Origin of the sequence: Psychrobacter sp. UBA3068, assembly GCF_002366815.1 — a bacterium.
Lineage (GTDB): Bacteria > Pseudomonadota > Gammaproteobacteria > Pseudomonadales > Moraxellaceae > Psychrobacter > Psychrobacter namhaensis.
Window position 1 is genome coordinate 85,233 of record NZ_DFBY01000019.1, and the last position, 16,515, is coordinate 101,747.

Genomic DNA, 16,515 nt, shown 5'->3' on the forward strand with positions numbered 1-16,515 from the left:
AGGTCAATTCTATGTTTTTCTTGTACTTACTAATCTATGTGAGTCTACTACCCGTTTAATGTTTTTAAATACGTGATGTAAGTGCTAGTATCCTAGAAAGACTGATTATTATGCTTACGCTAACAAGGAATTAATATGACTAAAACTGATCGTATAAAAATACAATGTCCTCAATGTGGTCATAATGAGTTTGAGCATCCAGAGAACTTACAAGACAATGATTTTGTTAAGTGTGATAAATGTAACTTTGAAATCATGCTAGCTGATTTAAAAGAAGTAGGGTTTGCGCAAGCGAAAGATGTAGCCATACCTGAAGTGAAAGCAGAAGCCGAAAAACTAGTTAAAAATTTATTTAAGGGCTTCAAATGAGCAAATTTGAAGTTTTAAGTCTAATAATCTCTATTTTAGCAGCAATAATTTCAACTATTTCTTTAGTTCGTACAAGAGAGCTAGCTAAGGAACAATTAGAACTTGAAAAGGTAACAGCAGAGTTATCTCGACTTCAAATAGAAAGTATTACTGAGCAAAAAACAGAAAAAACGAAGCCTAAGTTTAATGTGAGCCTGACTAAGTTAGGGAAGACTTATAATTTCTATATTTCTAATACAGGACAAGGTAGTGCATATAATGTTAATTTTGAATTGATTGACTGCGAAGACAGTCCTCTATTTGATTCCGAGTTATCAGAAATGTTCCCTTACCAAGAAATGAAGCCAAGTTCAAGAATTAAGCTCTTAGCCTCCCTACATATGAATAGTCCTAGCAAATACCAGTCTATGGTAAGTTGGGAAAACGAAAGTGGCAAAAAGTATGAAGAGATATTTTGGACTTCTCTGTAATAAGTACGATCATGTACTTATTTTAAATTAATTTTCTTTGCATATAAGTTCGAATCAGAACATAATTTAGAATAAGGAATAGGCACATGTTTCAAGAGTATATATTTTATCAGCATCGCTAGATGCGATTGTATCTACATCTAAAGCTAAAAAAGACCTTGCCGCGTTATGTGGTAAGGTCTTTTTCATATCAACAGTTTAGGCTTAATTAGAACTTATAAAGCAAACCAAGCGTCGTCGTCGCCTCAGTACGTGAGTCTACCATTGGGCTGTCATATTGCTCATTCGACAAATAACTTAAGCTTTGATTGGCAAACCCTGCCCATTTATCATTGAAATCATAGTTGGCGCTGATATTGATATAAGGGTTCAAGCTTGAGTTAGATTTATAAGCGGCAACGCCAGTTTCTGCTGATTCTTCCTCACTGACGCCATAATAGTATTCGTTGTAGTCAGCATCATGATATTCAAAGCCAAAGCTTGGATAGACTGTTAGCTTGTCCTTGCTATATCTGGCAAGGTAGGTCAAGCGCCCAGTGTTACCACCACTATTATCTAACACATCCGCCCCAAACTGAGCACGGAAACCGCCGATAGCCGTACGGCGCTGATAGCTCAGGCCCGCCTCTACTGATGATTTACGTTTATCAAGATCTTGAAGGGCGCCATTGGCGTCGTCAGGCTCAAACTCAGAACCCGCAAGCTTGGCATAGGCGGACAGCTGATTGGCCCCATCATTGATCAGATATGCCCCAGCTTGGGCACCGCGGATATAGAACTTATTATTATCATAAAACGCCCCTGGCAGCACCCGCACCTCGGTACTGTCTTCTAGATCATAGGCTGATTTGACCGCCATGACGTTTACCCCAACGCTCAAGACGGCATCTTGGTCAGCAGGGAGGTTTTTAAAAGGGGCGGCACTGGACATGCTAGCCATACTGCATAACGCAGTAGCCGTGAATGCGCCCAATAAGTTGCGCGTAGATAGGTGAGGTAGCGCTGCAAGTTTAAACATAATTGAGTCTCGTGTGTGGGCATGGTTGAGTAGAGTAATCTGGTCGGCGTCATGGCGTAGCGCAAGTGACGTGAGTACGCTGTTTTTATCAGCTATTTAGCCATGATAAATAAGTACCGTGGTTTACTCAATGGTTTTTAATACTTGTACTATTTGATAATGAATATCTTGCCACCACCAAACAAAGCCAATACTGATCAATAACATCATTACCCATGGCAGCAGTGTCCAGATAAGCGAGGGTGTCGCAGGCGTTTTTTGTTCTGTCACACTGGTATGAGCCGTAGGGATATTGATATTTGAATCTATGCCAGTACGGTTATCAAACTCGGCATGGTGACTGGCCGAGTAAGTATCAAGGCTCGAGGGCTGATCGATATAGCGGGCTTGATAGTCAGTTTGATAATGGCTCTGGTCGTTATTTTGATAAGGGCGATGAGCGACAGGCGTATTTTGCACCGTGACTGCCATACGCTGACGGTAGGCAATCGCAAAAGCCAGTGCAATCACCAGCCCTGTGATCGCGCCGCCGATATGACCCGCATTATCGATACCGGGTACCGCGAACCCATACACAAGGTTGATACCCATGATAAACACCAAGCTTTTAAGATTGAGCACCATGCCATTGACCGATATCTTAAACAGCGCCGCTATCAATAATGCCGCCCCGATACCCATGATACCACCAGACGCTCCCGCTGATAGCCCCGGTTGTCCTGTACCCTCTAAGATGCTCTGCCAAGTGACATGATTGTTAAGCAGGTTGCCGCCGATTGCCGCCAATAAAAACAATGCCAAAAACTTGGCTGAGCCAAACATGGGCTCGGCCACTTGTCCAAAAAAGTACATGGCAAAGCCATTGAACAATAGATGCATGAGGCCGATATGCAAAAACGCACTGCTGACCAATCGCCACGGCTCATCACCCATCGTAAAAGGTAAGGCATTGGCGCCCCATTTTAGCAGCGCCTCAGTCGAGGGGTTGTTGGCGTCGACACCTGTCAGCACTTGCAGGACAAACAGCCCAATAAAGCTGATCAGTAGCAAAGTGGTGACGGGCGCTGTTTTTAATAATTGTTGAATGGTCATAAAAGCTAACGGTTACTAAAAGTTGGTCAGTAAAGTATACAGGGTATGGCCAGACCACGTCATCCATAAGCGTGCCGCCATTGTTTAAAGGGTGTCAGTGTTAAAAATGGCTAACTTTAAGATTCTCATAAGTCCCTTTTACTAAAATATCTTCTGTGACTTTATTGATGTCTGTATGACCACAAAATGCCATGGATACATCACACTCTTTATAAATCAGCTCCAGCGCACGGCGCACGCCATCCTCACCATACGCGCCCAGCCCATACAGAAAGGCGCGGCCGATCATCGTGCCTTTGGCACCCAAAGAGATGGCCTTTAACACATCTTGACCAGAACGAATGCCACTGTCGAGCCACACCTCGATATTGCTATTTTCAGCATGGACAGCCTGTACAATGTCGGTGAGGGCAGAGATAGAGGAGAGCGCACCATCTAATTGACGTCCACCATGGTTTGACACCACCAGCGCATCCGCTCCGCTCCGAGCAGCCATGATGGCATCTTCAGGCTCCATGATGCCTTTGATGATCAGCTTGCCGCCCCACATGTCTTTGATACGGGCGACATCGTCCCAGCTTAGCGCAGGATCAAACTGTTCTGCCGTCCAAGCGGATAAAGATGAGAGATCCTCCACGTCTTTTGCATGACCGACGATATTGCCAAACGTGCGTCTTTTCGTACCGAGCATGTTCAGGCACCACTGCGGCTTGGTCATGAGATTGAGAATATTGGTCAATGTCGGTTTGGGCGGCGCGGATAACCCATTTTTAATATCTTTGTGGCGTTGGCCGAGTACTTGCAAGTCGGCCGTTAAGATAAGTGCAGAGCAATTTGCCTCCTTGGCACGGCGTATCAGATTGGCCATAAAGGCTTGATCGCGCATCACGTACAGCTGAAACCAAAACGGCTTGCTGGTATGGGCGGCGATGTCCTCGATAGAGCAAATACTCATGGTTGATAAAGAGAAGGGTACACCGAAGTTTTCTGCTGCTTTTGCCGCATGAATCTCTCCATCCGCCCACATCATACCCGTAAATCCAGTTGGCGCGATGGCGACTGGCATTTTGACTGGCTCACCCAGCATGTGCGTGGCCAGACTGCGATTGTCCATATTGACCAATACGCGCTGACGCAGCTTAATACGGTCAAAATCGCTTTCATTATTACGGTAAGTGGTCTCAGTCCATGAGCCTGAATCGACATAATCATAAAACATACGCGGTACTTTACGTTCGGCCACTCGCCGTAGATCTTCAATGTCTGTCACTTTTTCTAAGTTCTTCATGATTTTCTCGCTGCAGAGAGGTGATTAATCGCTTAAGACTATGGAGTGAGCAGTTGCTGTAAATCCATGACCGAAAACGGATAGTCTAAGCGTTTGGTGGGTGTCAAAATGACAGGAATGGTGGTCGCAAATGTCATCATCAGTGACTCATCCAAGTCAGCGATATCGACATGTTCGTAAGCAATGGGCTGTACCGCTTGAAACTGAGTGATGAGTTGGTCAGCGAGTTCACATAAATGACAGCCAGAGGTGCCAAGTAGCCACCATTTATCAAGGTTTTGCGCCGTACCAAGGGGAGGGATCTCCTCAATTATTCGTGCCCTTAATATGTTTATATTGTCATCGTCTATATGGTTGTCGTGCATGTTTATTCCCTTGTCTTCACACGGTGCTCGTTTAGAGGTTTCATCAAAACTGTGAATATTGTTTGGCCTTTATGACATGATAAAGAAGTGGGGTAAATAATGACAGCGATTGTGAGATTAGGTAAGATGACCTGCTGTTTTTAATTAGTGCGTCATCGTTATTGGCTTCTCGTTTTTGACGAATAGCGTCTTACTTTATCTTATTATCTTTTCAATCACTTGGGTATCTCGCATGGCAAGTTTTAGCAAATTTATTAAACGACTATTATTAGCAATCATGTTGTTAGTGGTCGCATTCCATGTGTTGGTCGCAGGTCTGCTGTTAATTTGGAAAACGCAGCCTATTAATAACAGCATGTTTATGCTGACCCATCGTTTAACAGGTGGGGATGTCACGCAAACATGGACAGAGTACGATGCGATTGCAAAATCTGCCAAGCAAGCCGCGATAGTGAGTGAAGACTCGACGTTTAGCCAGCATAGTGGCTTTGATTTTAAAGGTATCGAGGCTGCCCGTAAGAAAAACGAAGAGACAGGTAAGATGTCAGCGGGTGGCTCAACGATTACGCAGCAGTTGGCAAAAAATTTGTTTTTGACCTCCCATCGCTCGTACGTTCGTAAAGCCGAAGAAGCAGTGATCACATTAATGATTGAGACGTTGTGGGATAAGACGCGTATCTTGACCGCTTATCTCAATGTGGCAGAGTTTGGCAATGGTATTTATGGTATCGAAGCGGCGGCGCAGCACTACTTTGATAAGTCAGCGGCCAACCTGAATCGCGATGAATCAGCCTTGCTTATCGCTATGCTGACTAACCCAAAGTACTATGAAGACAACCAAGGTGACAGAAGCCTGCGCAATAAACAGCGTATTATCAAAAAACGTATGAAAAATGCAGCGTTACCTCAATCAGCTTAAGGTACTATTTGTGTGAGATGGAAGTTGAGTAGTGGTAAGATGTTTTTCATCAATCGCTGTGCTAAATAAAGGTAGGACAAAACGGTTTTAACGATTAGTATAAAAAATGATGGCGTATCGATCAGGCAAAAGGAGTAGTGACGTGGTGGATGTGAATGACAAACAAGACAATGGTGGTGAGGTCAATAACGTCATTGATGTTGATAATATGGGTGTGAGTGTCAATGCCCAAACCAGCAGAGGCGATGAGAATCTGGCCGAGGTGGCATGGCAACGCTCAGAAGATGGCAGCTATTCACCCAGCAGTTATATCAATCGCGACTTGTCTTTATTACAGTTCCATCTACGTGTCTTAGCACAGGCCGCCAGTCCTCGGCATCCGCTACTTGAGCGTTTATTTTTCTTGATTATTTTTTCATCAAACATCGATGAGTTTTTTGAGATTCGTGTCGCCGGTATCATGCAAAAGCTCAATATTGGCGATGTATCGACCAGTGCGCATGGTATGCGTCCTAGTGAAGTACTTAACGAGATCTCGACAGTAACGCACGATGCGATCAATGAGCAATATCGTATTCTTAATGAAGATATCTTACCTGCCCTTGCCAAGGAAGACATTCGTTACCTAAAACGTGATGAGCTAAATGCTGAGCAATCTGCTTGGATGAAGCGCTATTTTACGGAGCAAGTATCCCCAGTATTGACGCCGATTAGCATTGATCCTGCCCATCCGTTTCCGCGTCTGGTCAATAAGAGCTTAAACTTTATTGCAACATTAGAAGGCAAAGATGCTTTTGGTCGTGATATCAATTTGGCGATTGTGCCAGCGCCGCGCAGTTTGCCGCGTGTGATTCGTCTGCCTGATGAGTTAACTGGTGGCAAAGAGCATCATGTCATGCTATCTGCCATCATTCATGAGCATATCGGTGAGCTATTTCCTGGGATGAATGTGACGGGTTGTCATCAGTTCAGACTCACACGCAATGCTGATTTAGACTTGGCCGATGATGTCGAGGATATTGCCAAAGCGCTGGAGGGCGAGCTGGAAAACCGCCGTTTTGGTGATAAAGTACGTCTTGAGGTCACCACCGACTGTCCAACACACATCAGTGAGTATTTGCTCAATGAGTTTGAGCTGCACGACAATCAGTTATACCGTGTCAATGGCCCCGTCAATTTAACGCGTCTGCTGTTTGATTTTAATATCCCAGCACTGCGTTATCAGCCTTTTACGCAGGTGATACCAAAAGAGTTCCGCCGTGAAATGGATAAACTGGACAAAGCGACCAGTATGTTTGCAGCGATGCGCAAAAGTGATGTGCTGGTACACCATCCTTTTCATGCGTTCTCGCCTATTGTTAGCCTATTGTGGCAGGCTGCGAGCGACCCAAAAGTGCTAGCGATCAAGCAAACCTTATACCGCTCAGGCACCAATTCAGAGATCGTCAAGGCGCTTGCCGCTGCTGCCCGTAATGGCAAAGAAGTGACGGCCGTCATTGAGCTACGTGCCCGCTTTGATGAAGCCTCTAATATTGCGGTTGCCAACTACTTACAAGAAGCTGGCGCGGTCGTGGTCTATGGTATCGTCGGCTACAAAACCCATGCCAAGCTGATGCTGATCGTACGCCGTGAGGATGACCGGATTCGCCGCTATGTGCATTTAGGAACGGGTAATTATCACGCGGCCAACGCCAAAGTTTATACGGATTATGGCTTATTTAGCGCAGATCCTGATATTTCAGAAGACGTGCACAATATCTTTCAAGAGCTGACAGGGATGGGCAAGCCTGCCAACCTCAAAAAGCTCTTGCATGCGCCATTTACCTTGCATGATAAATTGATGAGCTTTATTGATGATGAAATCGCTCATGCAAAAGCAGGAAAGCGCGCCCACATTATTGTTAAGGTCAACGCCCTAACTGAACGTCGCCTGATCGGTAAATTGTATGATGCCTCGCAAGCAGGGGTAAAAATTGAGCTGATTTTACGCTCTATGTGCTGCCTGCGCCCACAAGTAAAAGGGTTGTCTGAAAACATCACCGTGCGCTCTGTTATTGGTCGTTTTTTGGAGCACACGCGTGTTTATTATTTCTATAATAACGGTGATGAGCGCTTGTATTGCGGTAGTGCTGACTGGATGGATCGTAACTTGTTCCATCGCGTGGAAGTGGCATTTCCAATTGAAGACAAAAAGTTATTTAAGCAAGTTTATCAAGATGGGCTACTCAATTATCTAAAAGACAATACGCAAGCATGGACGTTAGATGGTAATGGCGTCTGGCAACAGCTGCAGCCAGCAGACAGCGAAACCCCGCACAGCGCCCAAGAATACTTGCTAAAAGTCATTAATAACGTATAAGTCGCCGTTTCGTCTATTCAAAGAGATCATGTAGTGTTAAAAGGATAGCTAATTGTGTGGTGAAGGGAGCGTAGTTAAGAGACGCCGAGAACCAAGCACTGACACACCTCAGTGCTTGGTTTTTTTGTGCTGGTTATTCCAAAGGCTATCCCAAAGTTACAAACTGTCTTGTAACCTCACATTTATTCACATATTGATACGGCAGTACACTGGTAGCTTTTGCAACATGCTCCTTATACTGAAAGGTAGTGATGACACATCTATAGCAGCGATTACCACTTTCGAATCTAGAAGGTGAGCTTATAAGAAAATGGATAGCTGTTATACAGTACTATAAATATATAGACCTATAAAAAATAAGTAATTAACCTACTATAAAAACAGGAACTTGCCATGAGTAATACAAATAATGATACCTCCGATGTGAAAAAAGCCGCTGAACAAGCGGATAAGCAACAAATTGAAAAAAACCTTGAAGAGAGCAAAAAAGTAGATGCGCCTGAACAGCTAGATGGAACAGAGCAAACGCCTTTTATCGAAGACGACTTGCGTACAGATAAGTAATTTTTATCTACGCTTGTCTGAGCAGTCATAGCCGCAGTCTTTTAACTGACTTTTCTAACCACCACGGTGAGGTGTCCATTATGTCAAACCCTATCCCCCCAAAGAATACGCAACCCAATGACGAGGAAGCCGTCCCTATCCAAGATCCTGCTACAGGGCAACCGGCCAATCCAAAAAACAGTTATGAAGGCCGAAAATACGAACCGGATATAGATGGGCCTCAGCAAGCCTCAGAAGAGACGGATGAAGTCTACGTGGATCCGCGTAAAGAAGAAAATCTGCCAGCAGGTGGTAAAAACGTTGCAAATTTAAACGCTCATGATTTAAGCCAAGATGGCAATGAGTAGCTACTAGCTACTAGCTACTGTTAGTAGTGCTTTAGCTGTCTAAAAGAGACACATAATAATTATAAGGAACCAACCATGGAAACCAAAGATCCAGCCTTAAGTAAAACTCGAATCACAGAAACCGATAACCATCAAACATTGGGCGAGGCGCAGACGGTGAACATGCGTCCTGATAATCATGACGAGCTTGAAGAGAATATCACTGAAAATAAAGGGACGGATACTTTTGAAGAAGGGATAGTCGACTCAGAACACGTCAATGATGACGATAATCCAGCACGCCAGCCTGATCGCCGCGATCAAAAAGGCAACGGCTTTGACGATAATATTAATGAAAAAACCGTGGGTAGTGAGTCGCCTGATAGCCAAAAGATCAATGATATGAATCGCTATGCCAATATAGATAATGCTCAGACCCGCGTGCTGAATCCTGACGAGAAGGACAGTATCCGATAGATGAAATGGGTATTTTGAAAAAGACGTATCAACAAGGAATATATCTTAAGGAATAAAAATGAGCATACCAGATGACAAACAAATTATTAATGAAGATCGCAAGCTAAGAGACGCGGATGACAATAATGGTATCGTGCCTGACGATGCCCTACAAAAGGCCAATCCCGCTGCTGCAGAAAGAGCAACTGATGATCATGATCCGCATAATATTGCCAAAGATAATAAACAGTATGATAGTCCGTTAATGGAAAATGATAAGTAATAGGTCATTGTCCAAATTTTTTATGTTGCAGAAGTCAATACAATAGAAGCCAGTTTTATTCCTCTGTCAAGAAGAGAGATGGAGGGGCAAGCACTTGCTCAGTGCTTGCCTCTTTTTTTATATGTATAAGATTTTTGTACGTTTAAGAAAGGGGACAACAAGCTGATATTAAGCAGGAGTGCCGCTGTGAAAGCGCAGTTCAGCATCTGGACTGGAAATCAACTCGGCTTCTACTGCTTTAAAAAATCCCACTCTCTCATCAATATTGTCTTCAGACAGCGATTGCGCCAGTGCTAAATAGTCCTCAAAATGGCGGCTCTCTGACTTCAATAAATAGCGATAGTATTTTGCTAAGCGCGCATCGTTGATAACTTCTGCTAATGCCGCAAACCGCTCGCAAGAACGCGCTTCAATAAATGCCCCAATGATCAGCACATCTACCATTGCCGCTGGCTCGTAAGTGCGCTTGTGTTTTAACATACCTTTGGCATAACGGCCTGCACTTAAGTATTGCCAGTCCTGTCCACGATCATTCATGATACCCAGCACTTGCTCATAATGGAGCATCTCCTCACGAATTAGCTGCGCCAATTTACGCTGCAAATCATAAGAAAACTCATAACGAAATATCAAATTCATGGCAGTACCGGCTGCTTTTTTTTCACAGTTGGCGTGGTCTTGGATAATAGTAGGCAAATTTGCCATCGCTGCATTGACCCAAGACTCTGTGGTTCTAGCTCCCAAAAAATTATAAACAGGGGAGAGGTCTACTTTTATAGGTGTTCGCAATTGGGCGATATCGACGCTATCTTCTGCCATATTGTGGTCATCAGTACCGTGATCACTCATATTGTCACTAATAATGCTGTCGCTCATACTGTCGTTTCCTATATAGGTAGTGTCTTTATTCGTAGATTCTTTATTCATGTTTTCTTTATTCATAGATTCTTTATATATGGTCTCTGTCATGGTCGGGTGTTTAAGACGTTTTGATCGCACATAAAAAATTAAATAGATAACGCTTACGTATCAATCACTGTGCTAATGATTACTTATCGTTTGTCTGTATGATCCCTCTGTGTCATTAGTGAGAGGTATGAAAGTGCTATAACACTGATGGCGTATAGGTTATCATTATTAGACAACCCCAATATTTATTTAGTAAATGAGGTTTTCTTGTTTATTTCTTTATTTGATAGTAGGATGAGATTTTGCTTAAGCGGCTTTTTGTCTTACTATTAAATGTCGCTTGATGGTAAATGGCAAGCATATAGCAACTGCTGATACGAAATAAACCAGCAGTCATCTAGCTACCGTCTCTTCAAAACCGTTTAATTAGTATGGCCGAGCATATTTTATGACAAGGTAGAACGAGCATAAATGTTTTGGCTGTTTAAACGCTTGAGTCGCTATTCACGGTTAGCTTATATGATAACTTAATCAGTAAGTTTGCTTAATAGGTCATTTAAATTGGGAATAGATGCCTAAGCCTACGAACGACAGTGTCCAATCACTGCGGTAGCAACTTCGTCTTTACACACCTCACGAACAGATAAGGATAACAATATGAGCCAGTCTTCTAACGCCAATCGTATTCAAAAAGGCATTCTTGCCATCGACCAGCAGTTGTACGACTTTATTGAAAACGAAGTGCTGCCAAAAGTCGGTGTTGATTCAGAGAGTTATTGGTCAGGGTTTGAAAAAGTCATCAAAGAGTTCACGCCGCGTAATAAAGCGCTACTAGAAACCCGTGACAAAATCCAAGCACAGATCGATCAGTGGCACCTAGACCACCCTGCCAAAGACGGCGAGATTGATTACTCCGCTTATAAGACATTTTTACAAGAGATTGGGTATCTGTTGCCAGAAGGCGACGACTTTACCGTCAGCACAGAAAATGTCGATGACGAAATTGCCCACATCGCAGGGCCACAGTTGGTCGTGCCAGTCCGCAATGCTCGCTATGCGCTGAATGCAACCAACGCACGTTGGGGCAGTCTGTATGATGCCTTGTATGGTACTGATGTAATCAGTGATGAAAATGGTCAAGAAGCCAAAGGCGGGTATAACCCAACTCGCGGCGCTGCGGTTGTGGCTTACGCCAAAAAATTCCTAGATGAAAACTTTGCGTTAGCGTCAGGCTCGTACAATGATGCGACCGGCTTTAAAGTGGAGGATGGTAAGCTGGTAGTGATCCAAGGTGATGACAGTACTCAGCTAAAAGACACCGCTCAGTTTGCTGGTTTTGTTGGCGATGCAGAACAGCCAACCGGTATCTTGTTAAAACACAACGGTTTGCATGCAGAGATTCAGATAGATGCCAGCCATCCCGTTGGTAAGGACGATCCTGCAAATATTAAAGACGTACTTCTTGAGTCGGCGATTACGGCGATTCAAGACTGTGAAGACTCCATTGCTGCCGTCGACGCAGAAGAAAAAGTGGAAGTTTATCGTAACTGGCTCGGTTTGATGAATGGCGACTTGCAAGAAACCTTTGAAAAAGGTGGCAAGACGCGCACTCGCAAACAAAACCCAGACCGTGAGTACAACACGCCAGAAGGTGGCAAGCTGACGTTGCCAGGTCGCTCGCTATTGCTCATCCGTAATGTGGGCCACTTGATGCAAAACCCTGCGATCTTAGTTGATTTGGGCGATGGTCAAGAAGAGATTTTCGAAGGGCTGATGGACGGTTTGATTACGCCTTTATTGTCACTCAATGATCTAAAAGGCAAAAATGAGCTGTCAAACTCGCGTAAAGGCTCAATGTACATCGTTAAGCCAAAAATGCATGGTCCTGAAGAAGTCAAAATGGCCAATGACTTGTTTGATGCCTCAGAAGACTTATTAGGCTTAGAACGCAACACCCTCAAAATTGGCATCATGGATGAAGAGCGCCGCATGACGGTCAATCTAAAAGAAGCCATTCGCCAAGCCAAAGAGCGCGTTATCTTTATTAACACAGGCTTCTTAGACCGTACTGGGGATGAGATGCATACCAGCATGAATGCTGGTCCATTCGTGCCAAAAGGTGAAATGAAGTCACAAGCATGGCAGCCCGCTTACGAGCAGTGGAACGTCGATATCGGTCTAGAGACCGGACTACAAGGTCGTGCACAGATTGGTAAAGGCATGTGGGCCAAACCTGATGAAATGAAAGAGATGATGGATACTAAGGCGGCGCATCCCAAGTCTGGTGCTACGACTGCATGGGTCCCATCACCAACAGGGGCAACCTTGCACAGCATGCACTATCATCAAGTGAGCGTCGCTGACGTACAAGACAGCCTAAAGTCACGCAAACGTGCCAGCTTGGATGATATTTTGACCATTCCATTGGCAAAAGACACCAATTGGACAGAAGAACAAAAGCAGCAAGAGCTTGAGAACAATGCTCAGGGCATCTTAGGTTATGTGGTACGTTGGGTAAACCAAGGGGTGGGTTGCTCTAAGGTACCTGATATCAATGATGTTGGGCTCATGGAAGATCGTGCAACGTTGCGTATTTCAAGCCAGCACATTGCCAACTGGCTGCACCATGATGTGGTTAGCGAACAGCAAGTGATGGATACCATGAAACGCATGGCAAAAGTGGTTGATGAGCAAAACGCGGGCGATAGTGACTATCAACCGATGGCAAATGACTTTGATCAGTCTTACGCATTTAAAGCCGCCTGTGACCTCGTATTTAAAGGACGCGAGCAACCAAGTGGTTATACCGAGCCATTATTACATCAAGCACGCCTTGATCTAAAAGCAAACTTCTAAGTCTATATTTGTATGCTGATTGTTAGACAAATCTAGCAAGGCTAGTACGTTAGCTTTAGCGCTATTTATTTAATGATAAGTAGCGCTTTATTTTTGTCAGATAGCCGCTGCTTATGAATGCTAGTTTTAGAGTTTTATTAATGATAATTGCATAGTTTTATTATTGATATTTACTAACGAACACTTTATTTTTTTAAAGAAATACAGCGTTTTTTTTGGTTACCTATTAACTCAGGTTAAGTCTTATATTAGCTGTAATCTCCAAAAATTATCTTCACTAAAATATAAAAATATGTTGCAAATTATGTCAAAGTTGTTATGCTTGTATTCGAAGTATGAGTTTGGTAACGGATGTTACGCAACGGAGCGATAAAGACCAAAGTTTACATGGCAGTTACGTTTTTAATCCCAGTTATGTAAGTCATGGTTTTTTTCATCTTACGGTAATAGAACTTCGCCACACTTGTTTCTGACTAATCTCGGTAGCCAGTTACACATTATATCTTTGAGGATTTGTGACGATACCATTTTGGGCACCGGCTAATAATAGCTCGCTCATTACTAAAATTGTAAAGTGGAGATACCCCCATGAAAAAACTACTTTTAGCTACAGCCGTTGCTGCTCTATCTGTTTCTGCAGCCAATGCCGCTCCAACTGTCTATGGTAAAGTATTCGTTACTACTGATTACGTTAATGCTGAAATTGATGGTCAGAATATGGATAATAATAACAGAATTAATGAAGACAACGGTTCATTACAAGTTAATTCTAATCTTTCACGTTTAGGCTTCAGAGGCTCTGAAGCGATAACGGCCAACACTGACGTAATTTACCAATTAGAGTACGGCGTTAAAGTTGATGATAGTGGTAGCGATAACATTGGCTTCAAAAGTCGTGATACTTATTTAGGTTTAAAAAATAAAGACTTCGGTGAATTCCGCTTTGGTCGTAACTACACAGTCATTGACTATATCAATAACGTATCAGTTAATGAAGGTTATTGGGATAATCTTGGCTCTAGTACTCTGAACAACAACGACAGCTTTGCTAATATTTTGACCCCGACCGTTGGTAACCGTATCAATAATTCAATCGTTTGGAAAGCGCCTAAATACAATGACCTACCATTAGCGCTTGCGCTGATGTATGGTGCTGATGAAGACTTTATATCTGAGAGTGATCGTGACGCAGGCTATGGTGCCTCATTGATGTTTGATCCAGGTACAGGCATTACCGCTGGTATTGCTTATGAGCAAGACATGAGTGTTAGTGGTGATATTATCCGTGGCAGTGCTAGCGTCGATTTAGGTAAATATATCGCAGCTCCTGTAAAGTTAGGCGTTCTATATCAAGAAGCTGACTATGCCGGTACTACTACTGCAACAGAGGACGGTTTAGTGGTGAGTGCTGAAATGGGTCTTTCGAATTTTGCCCGTCCAGCCTCTGTTTATATTCAGTATGACAAAACCGACAATATCAGTGGTCTTGAGAATAATGACTCAAATCAAGTCGTTGTAGGTGGCAAATATGCGTTTAAAAATAATATGATCGCTCATGCCTATGCTGGTCTAAATTCAGCGGAATTAAACAATGGTCGTTTTGGTTCGAGAGACGAAGACGGCAATGTTAATGAAATCGACTTACGTGGTGATATTGATGTACTCGCTATCGGTGGCGGTCTAGAATACTTATTCTAATCTAACCATTAGAAACGTATTATAAAAAACTCATCCTTCGGGGTGGGTTTTTTTGTTTTGTAATCAATACTGTGTCTTGAACAACAGCGTGTCTTAAATAACAGAATCCGTAAAATTAATAATAACATTTGTGTAAATTTTGGTTTTTTCACCTTACTGTAATATTTGGTTGGTAAAGTTGTGTCTAAGTAATGCTTCTAGCTCATATATATAAATGTTCTATAGGGTAGTCACCCTGCTATTATATATATCGGCCAATCTTAGCCAATTTATCAAAAAAATTGTAAAGTGGAGATGTCTTTTGAAAAAACTATTTTTAGCCTCATCAGTCGCAATGCTATTAGTATCTACAGCTCAAGCGGCACCGACTGTTTATGGCAAAGCATTTGTTACCGCCAACTATGTCAATGCTTCATTCGAACGAGAAGCTATGGACGATAGTAGTATAAGCATTAATGAAGACAACAGTTCAGTAGAAATCGCATCAAAATCTTCACGTATTGGTTTCAAAGGTTCTGAAGCCATGACTGCCAATACTGATGTGATCTACCAATTAGAGTATGGAATCAAGGTTGATGATAGTGGCAGCAGTAACATCGGTTTTAAAAGCCGTGATACTTATCTGGGTCTAAAGAATAAAGACCTTGGCGAATTCCGCTTTGGTCGTAACTACTCAGTCGTTGATTATATCGATAATGTCACGGTCAATGAAGGTTACTGGGACAATGTGGGTGCTAGTAGTTTAAGCAAAAATACACTAGCCAATGCTTTAACCTTAGCTGATGGTTACCGAGTTAATAACTCTATCGTCTGGAAAGCGCCTAAATACAATGAGTTACCATTAGAGCTTGCGTTGCAGTATGGTGCTGATGAAGACTTTATATCTGACGATAATAGTCGTGACAGCGGCTATGGTGCCTCATTACTATTTAATCCAGGCAATGGCTTTACGGCTGGTGTTGCTTATCAGAGTGATCTGGCTACTAAAAATCCCAGTAGTACTAATACGGGCGGCGATATGATCCGTGGGACGGCTACTGTCGATCTAAGTAATTATGTTGCTTATCCAGTAAAAGTGGGCGCTCTATACCAACAAGCTGATTTTGATGATACTAATGAAACTGAAAAAGGATTGATATTAAGTGCTGAGATGGGTCTAAGTAACCTCGCTCGTCCAGCCTCAATATATGCACAGTACAATAAAACGGATAACTTAAGAGGCATTAATGAAAATAATTCAGATCAAATCGTCGTAGGCGGTAAATATAGCTTTAGAAAGAATATAATTGCACATGCTTATGTCGGTAATAACACTGCAGACTTAAAAAATGATCTTTTCATTGCTGGTCAAGATGACGGTGATAAAGATATTCTTGTCAGAGCGCGTGGTGATGCTAGCGTCTTCGTGGTCGGTGCTGGTCTAGAATACAAATTCTAATCTAAACATTAGAAAACGTATTATAAAAAACTCATCCTTCGGGGTGAGTTTTTTTGTTGTGACCTTTTTAAAGCCGCAGTGGGTTATAATAGCTACGTATTTACG

The 16,515-nt window shown here is 42.9% G+C and carries 16 protein-coding genes; 11 read left to right on the forward strand and 5 right to left on the reverse strand.

Annotated elements, in window-relative coordinates; translation table 11 throughout:
* Positions 1-135: 135 nt before the first annotated feature.
* Positions 136-369 (forward strand): hypothetical protein, encoded by a 234-nt coding sequence (locus tag B2P60_RS04560; RefSeq protein WP_286739689.1) that lies wholly within the window; start codon positions 136-138, stop codon positions 367-369.
* Complete coding sequence (locus B2P60_RS04565; RefSeq protein ID WP_286739690.1) at positions 366-839, forward strand: hypothetical protein; 474 nt, start codon at positions 366-368, stop codon at positions 837-839. The genes B2P60_RS04560 and B2P60_RS04565 overlap by 4 nt, the downstream gene beginning before the upstream one ends.
* 208 nt (positions 840-1,047) lie before the next feature.
* Here the strand turns inward: B2P60_RS04565 and B2P60_RS04570 are convergent, their stop codons facing one another.
* From B2P60_RS04570 to B2P60_RS04585, 4 genes are all read right to left on the reverse strand, one after another.
* On the reverse strand, positions 1,048-1,857 hold the full coding sequence (locus B2P60_RS04570; protein WP_286739691.1) for a MipA/OmpV family protein: 810 nt from the start codon (positions 1,855-1,857) through the stop codon (positions 1,048-1,050).
* Between the two features lie 123 nt (positions 1,858-1,980).
* Entirely contained in the window at positions 1,981-2,949 is a 969-nt protein-coding gene (locus tag B2P60_RS04575) for a rhomboid family intramembrane serine protease (protein WP_286739692.1), read from the reverse strand.
* A 100-nt stretch (positions 2,950-3,049) separates the two neighbouring features.
* Complete coding sequence (locus B2P60_RS04580) at positions 3,050-4,237, reverse strand: alpha-hydroxy acid oxidase (protein WP_230710748.1); 1,188 nt, start codon at positions 4,235-4,237, stop codon at positions 3,050-3,052.
* A gap of 38 nt (positions 4,238-4,275) precedes the next feature.
* Complete coding sequence (locus B2P60_RS04585) at positions 4,276-4,602, reverse strand: glutaredoxin family protein (protein WP_286739694.1); 327 nt, start codon at positions 4,600-4,602, stop codon at positions 4,276-4,278.
* A 232-nt stretch (positions 4,603-4,834) separates the two neighbouring features.
* Between B2P60_RS04585 and mtgA the strand changes: the two genes are divergently transcribed.
* From mtgA to B2P60_RS04615, 6 genes are all read left to right on the forward strand, one after another.
* On the forward strand, positions 4,835-5,521 hold the full coding sequence (mtgA, locus tag B2P60_RS04590) for a monofunctional biosynthetic peptidoglycan transglycosylase (protein WP_193006095.1): 687 nt from the start codon (positions 4,835-4,837) through the stop codon (positions 5,519-5,521).
* A 208-nt stretch (positions 5,522-5,729) separates the two neighbouring features.
* Complete coding sequence (ppk1, locus tag B2P60_RS04595) at positions 5,730-7,880, forward strand: polyphosphate kinase 1 (protein WP_286739722.1); 2,151 nt, start codon at positions 5,730-5,732, stop codon at positions 7,878-7,880.
* 393 nt (positions 7,881-8,273) lie between these two features.
* Entirely contained in the window at positions 8,274-8,444 is a 171-nt protein-coding gene (locus B2P60_RS04600) for a hypothetical protein (RefSeq protein WP_193006096.1), read from the forward strand.
* A gap of 80 nt (positions 8,445-8,524) precedes the next feature.
* The gene (locus B2P60_RS04605) at positions 8,525-8,791 is read left to right on the forward strand and encodes a hypothetical protein (protein ID WP_198333982.1); all 267 of its coding nucleotides are present in this window, start codon (positions 8,525-8,527) and stop codon (positions 8,789-8,791) included.
* Positions 8,792-8,866: 75 nt separating this feature from the next.
* Complete coding sequence (locus tag B2P60_RS04610) at positions 8,867-9,247, forward strand: hypothetical protein (protein ID WP_286739695.1); 381 nt, start codon at positions 8,867-8,869, stop codon at positions 9,245-9,247.
* A 58-nt stretch (positions 9,248-9,305) separates the two neighbouring features.
* The gene (locus tag B2P60_RS04615; RefSeq protein WP_193006099.1) at positions 9,306-9,509 is read left to right on the forward strand and encodes a hypothetical protein; all 204 of its coding nucleotides are present in this window, start codon (positions 9,306-9,308) and stop codon (positions 9,507-9,509) included.
* A gap of 168 nt (positions 9,510-9,677) precedes the next feature.
* Here the strand turns inward: B2P60_RS04615 and B2P60_RS04620 are convergent, their stop codons facing one another.
* Entirely contained in the window at positions 9,678-10,328 is a 651-nt protein-coding gene (locus tag B2P60_RS04620; RefSeq protein ID WP_286739723.1) for a tRNA-(ms[2]io[6]A)-hydroxylase, read from the reverse strand.
* 747 nt (positions 10,329-11,075) lie between these two features.
* Between B2P60_RS04620 and B2P60_RS04625 the strand changes: the two genes are divergently transcribed.
* The 3 genes from B2P60_RS04625 to B2P60_RS04635 all read left to right on the forward strand — a co-directional run bounded on the left by B2P60_RS04625 (position 11,076) and on the right by B2P60_RS04635 (position 16,410).
* A complete protein-coding gene (locus B2P60_RS04625) occupies positions 11,076-13,274 on the forward strand; it encodes a malate synthase G (protein WP_286739696.1) in 2,199 nt (732 codons plus the stop codon).
* 588 nt (positions 13,275-13,862) lie between these two features.
* Positions 13,863-14,972, forward strand: a complete 1,110-nt coding sequence (locus B2P60_RS04630; RefSeq protein WP_230710523.1) for a porin — start codon at positions 13,863-13,865, stop codon at positions 14,970-14,972.
* A 301-nt stretch (positions 14,973-15,273) separates the two neighbouring features.
* On the forward strand, positions 15,274-16,410 hold the full coding sequence (locus B2P60_RS04635) for a porin (protein WP_068036869.1): 1,137 nt from the start codon (positions 15,274-15,276) through the stop codon (positions 16,408-16,410).
* Positions 16,411-16,515 lie beyond the last annotated feature (105 nt).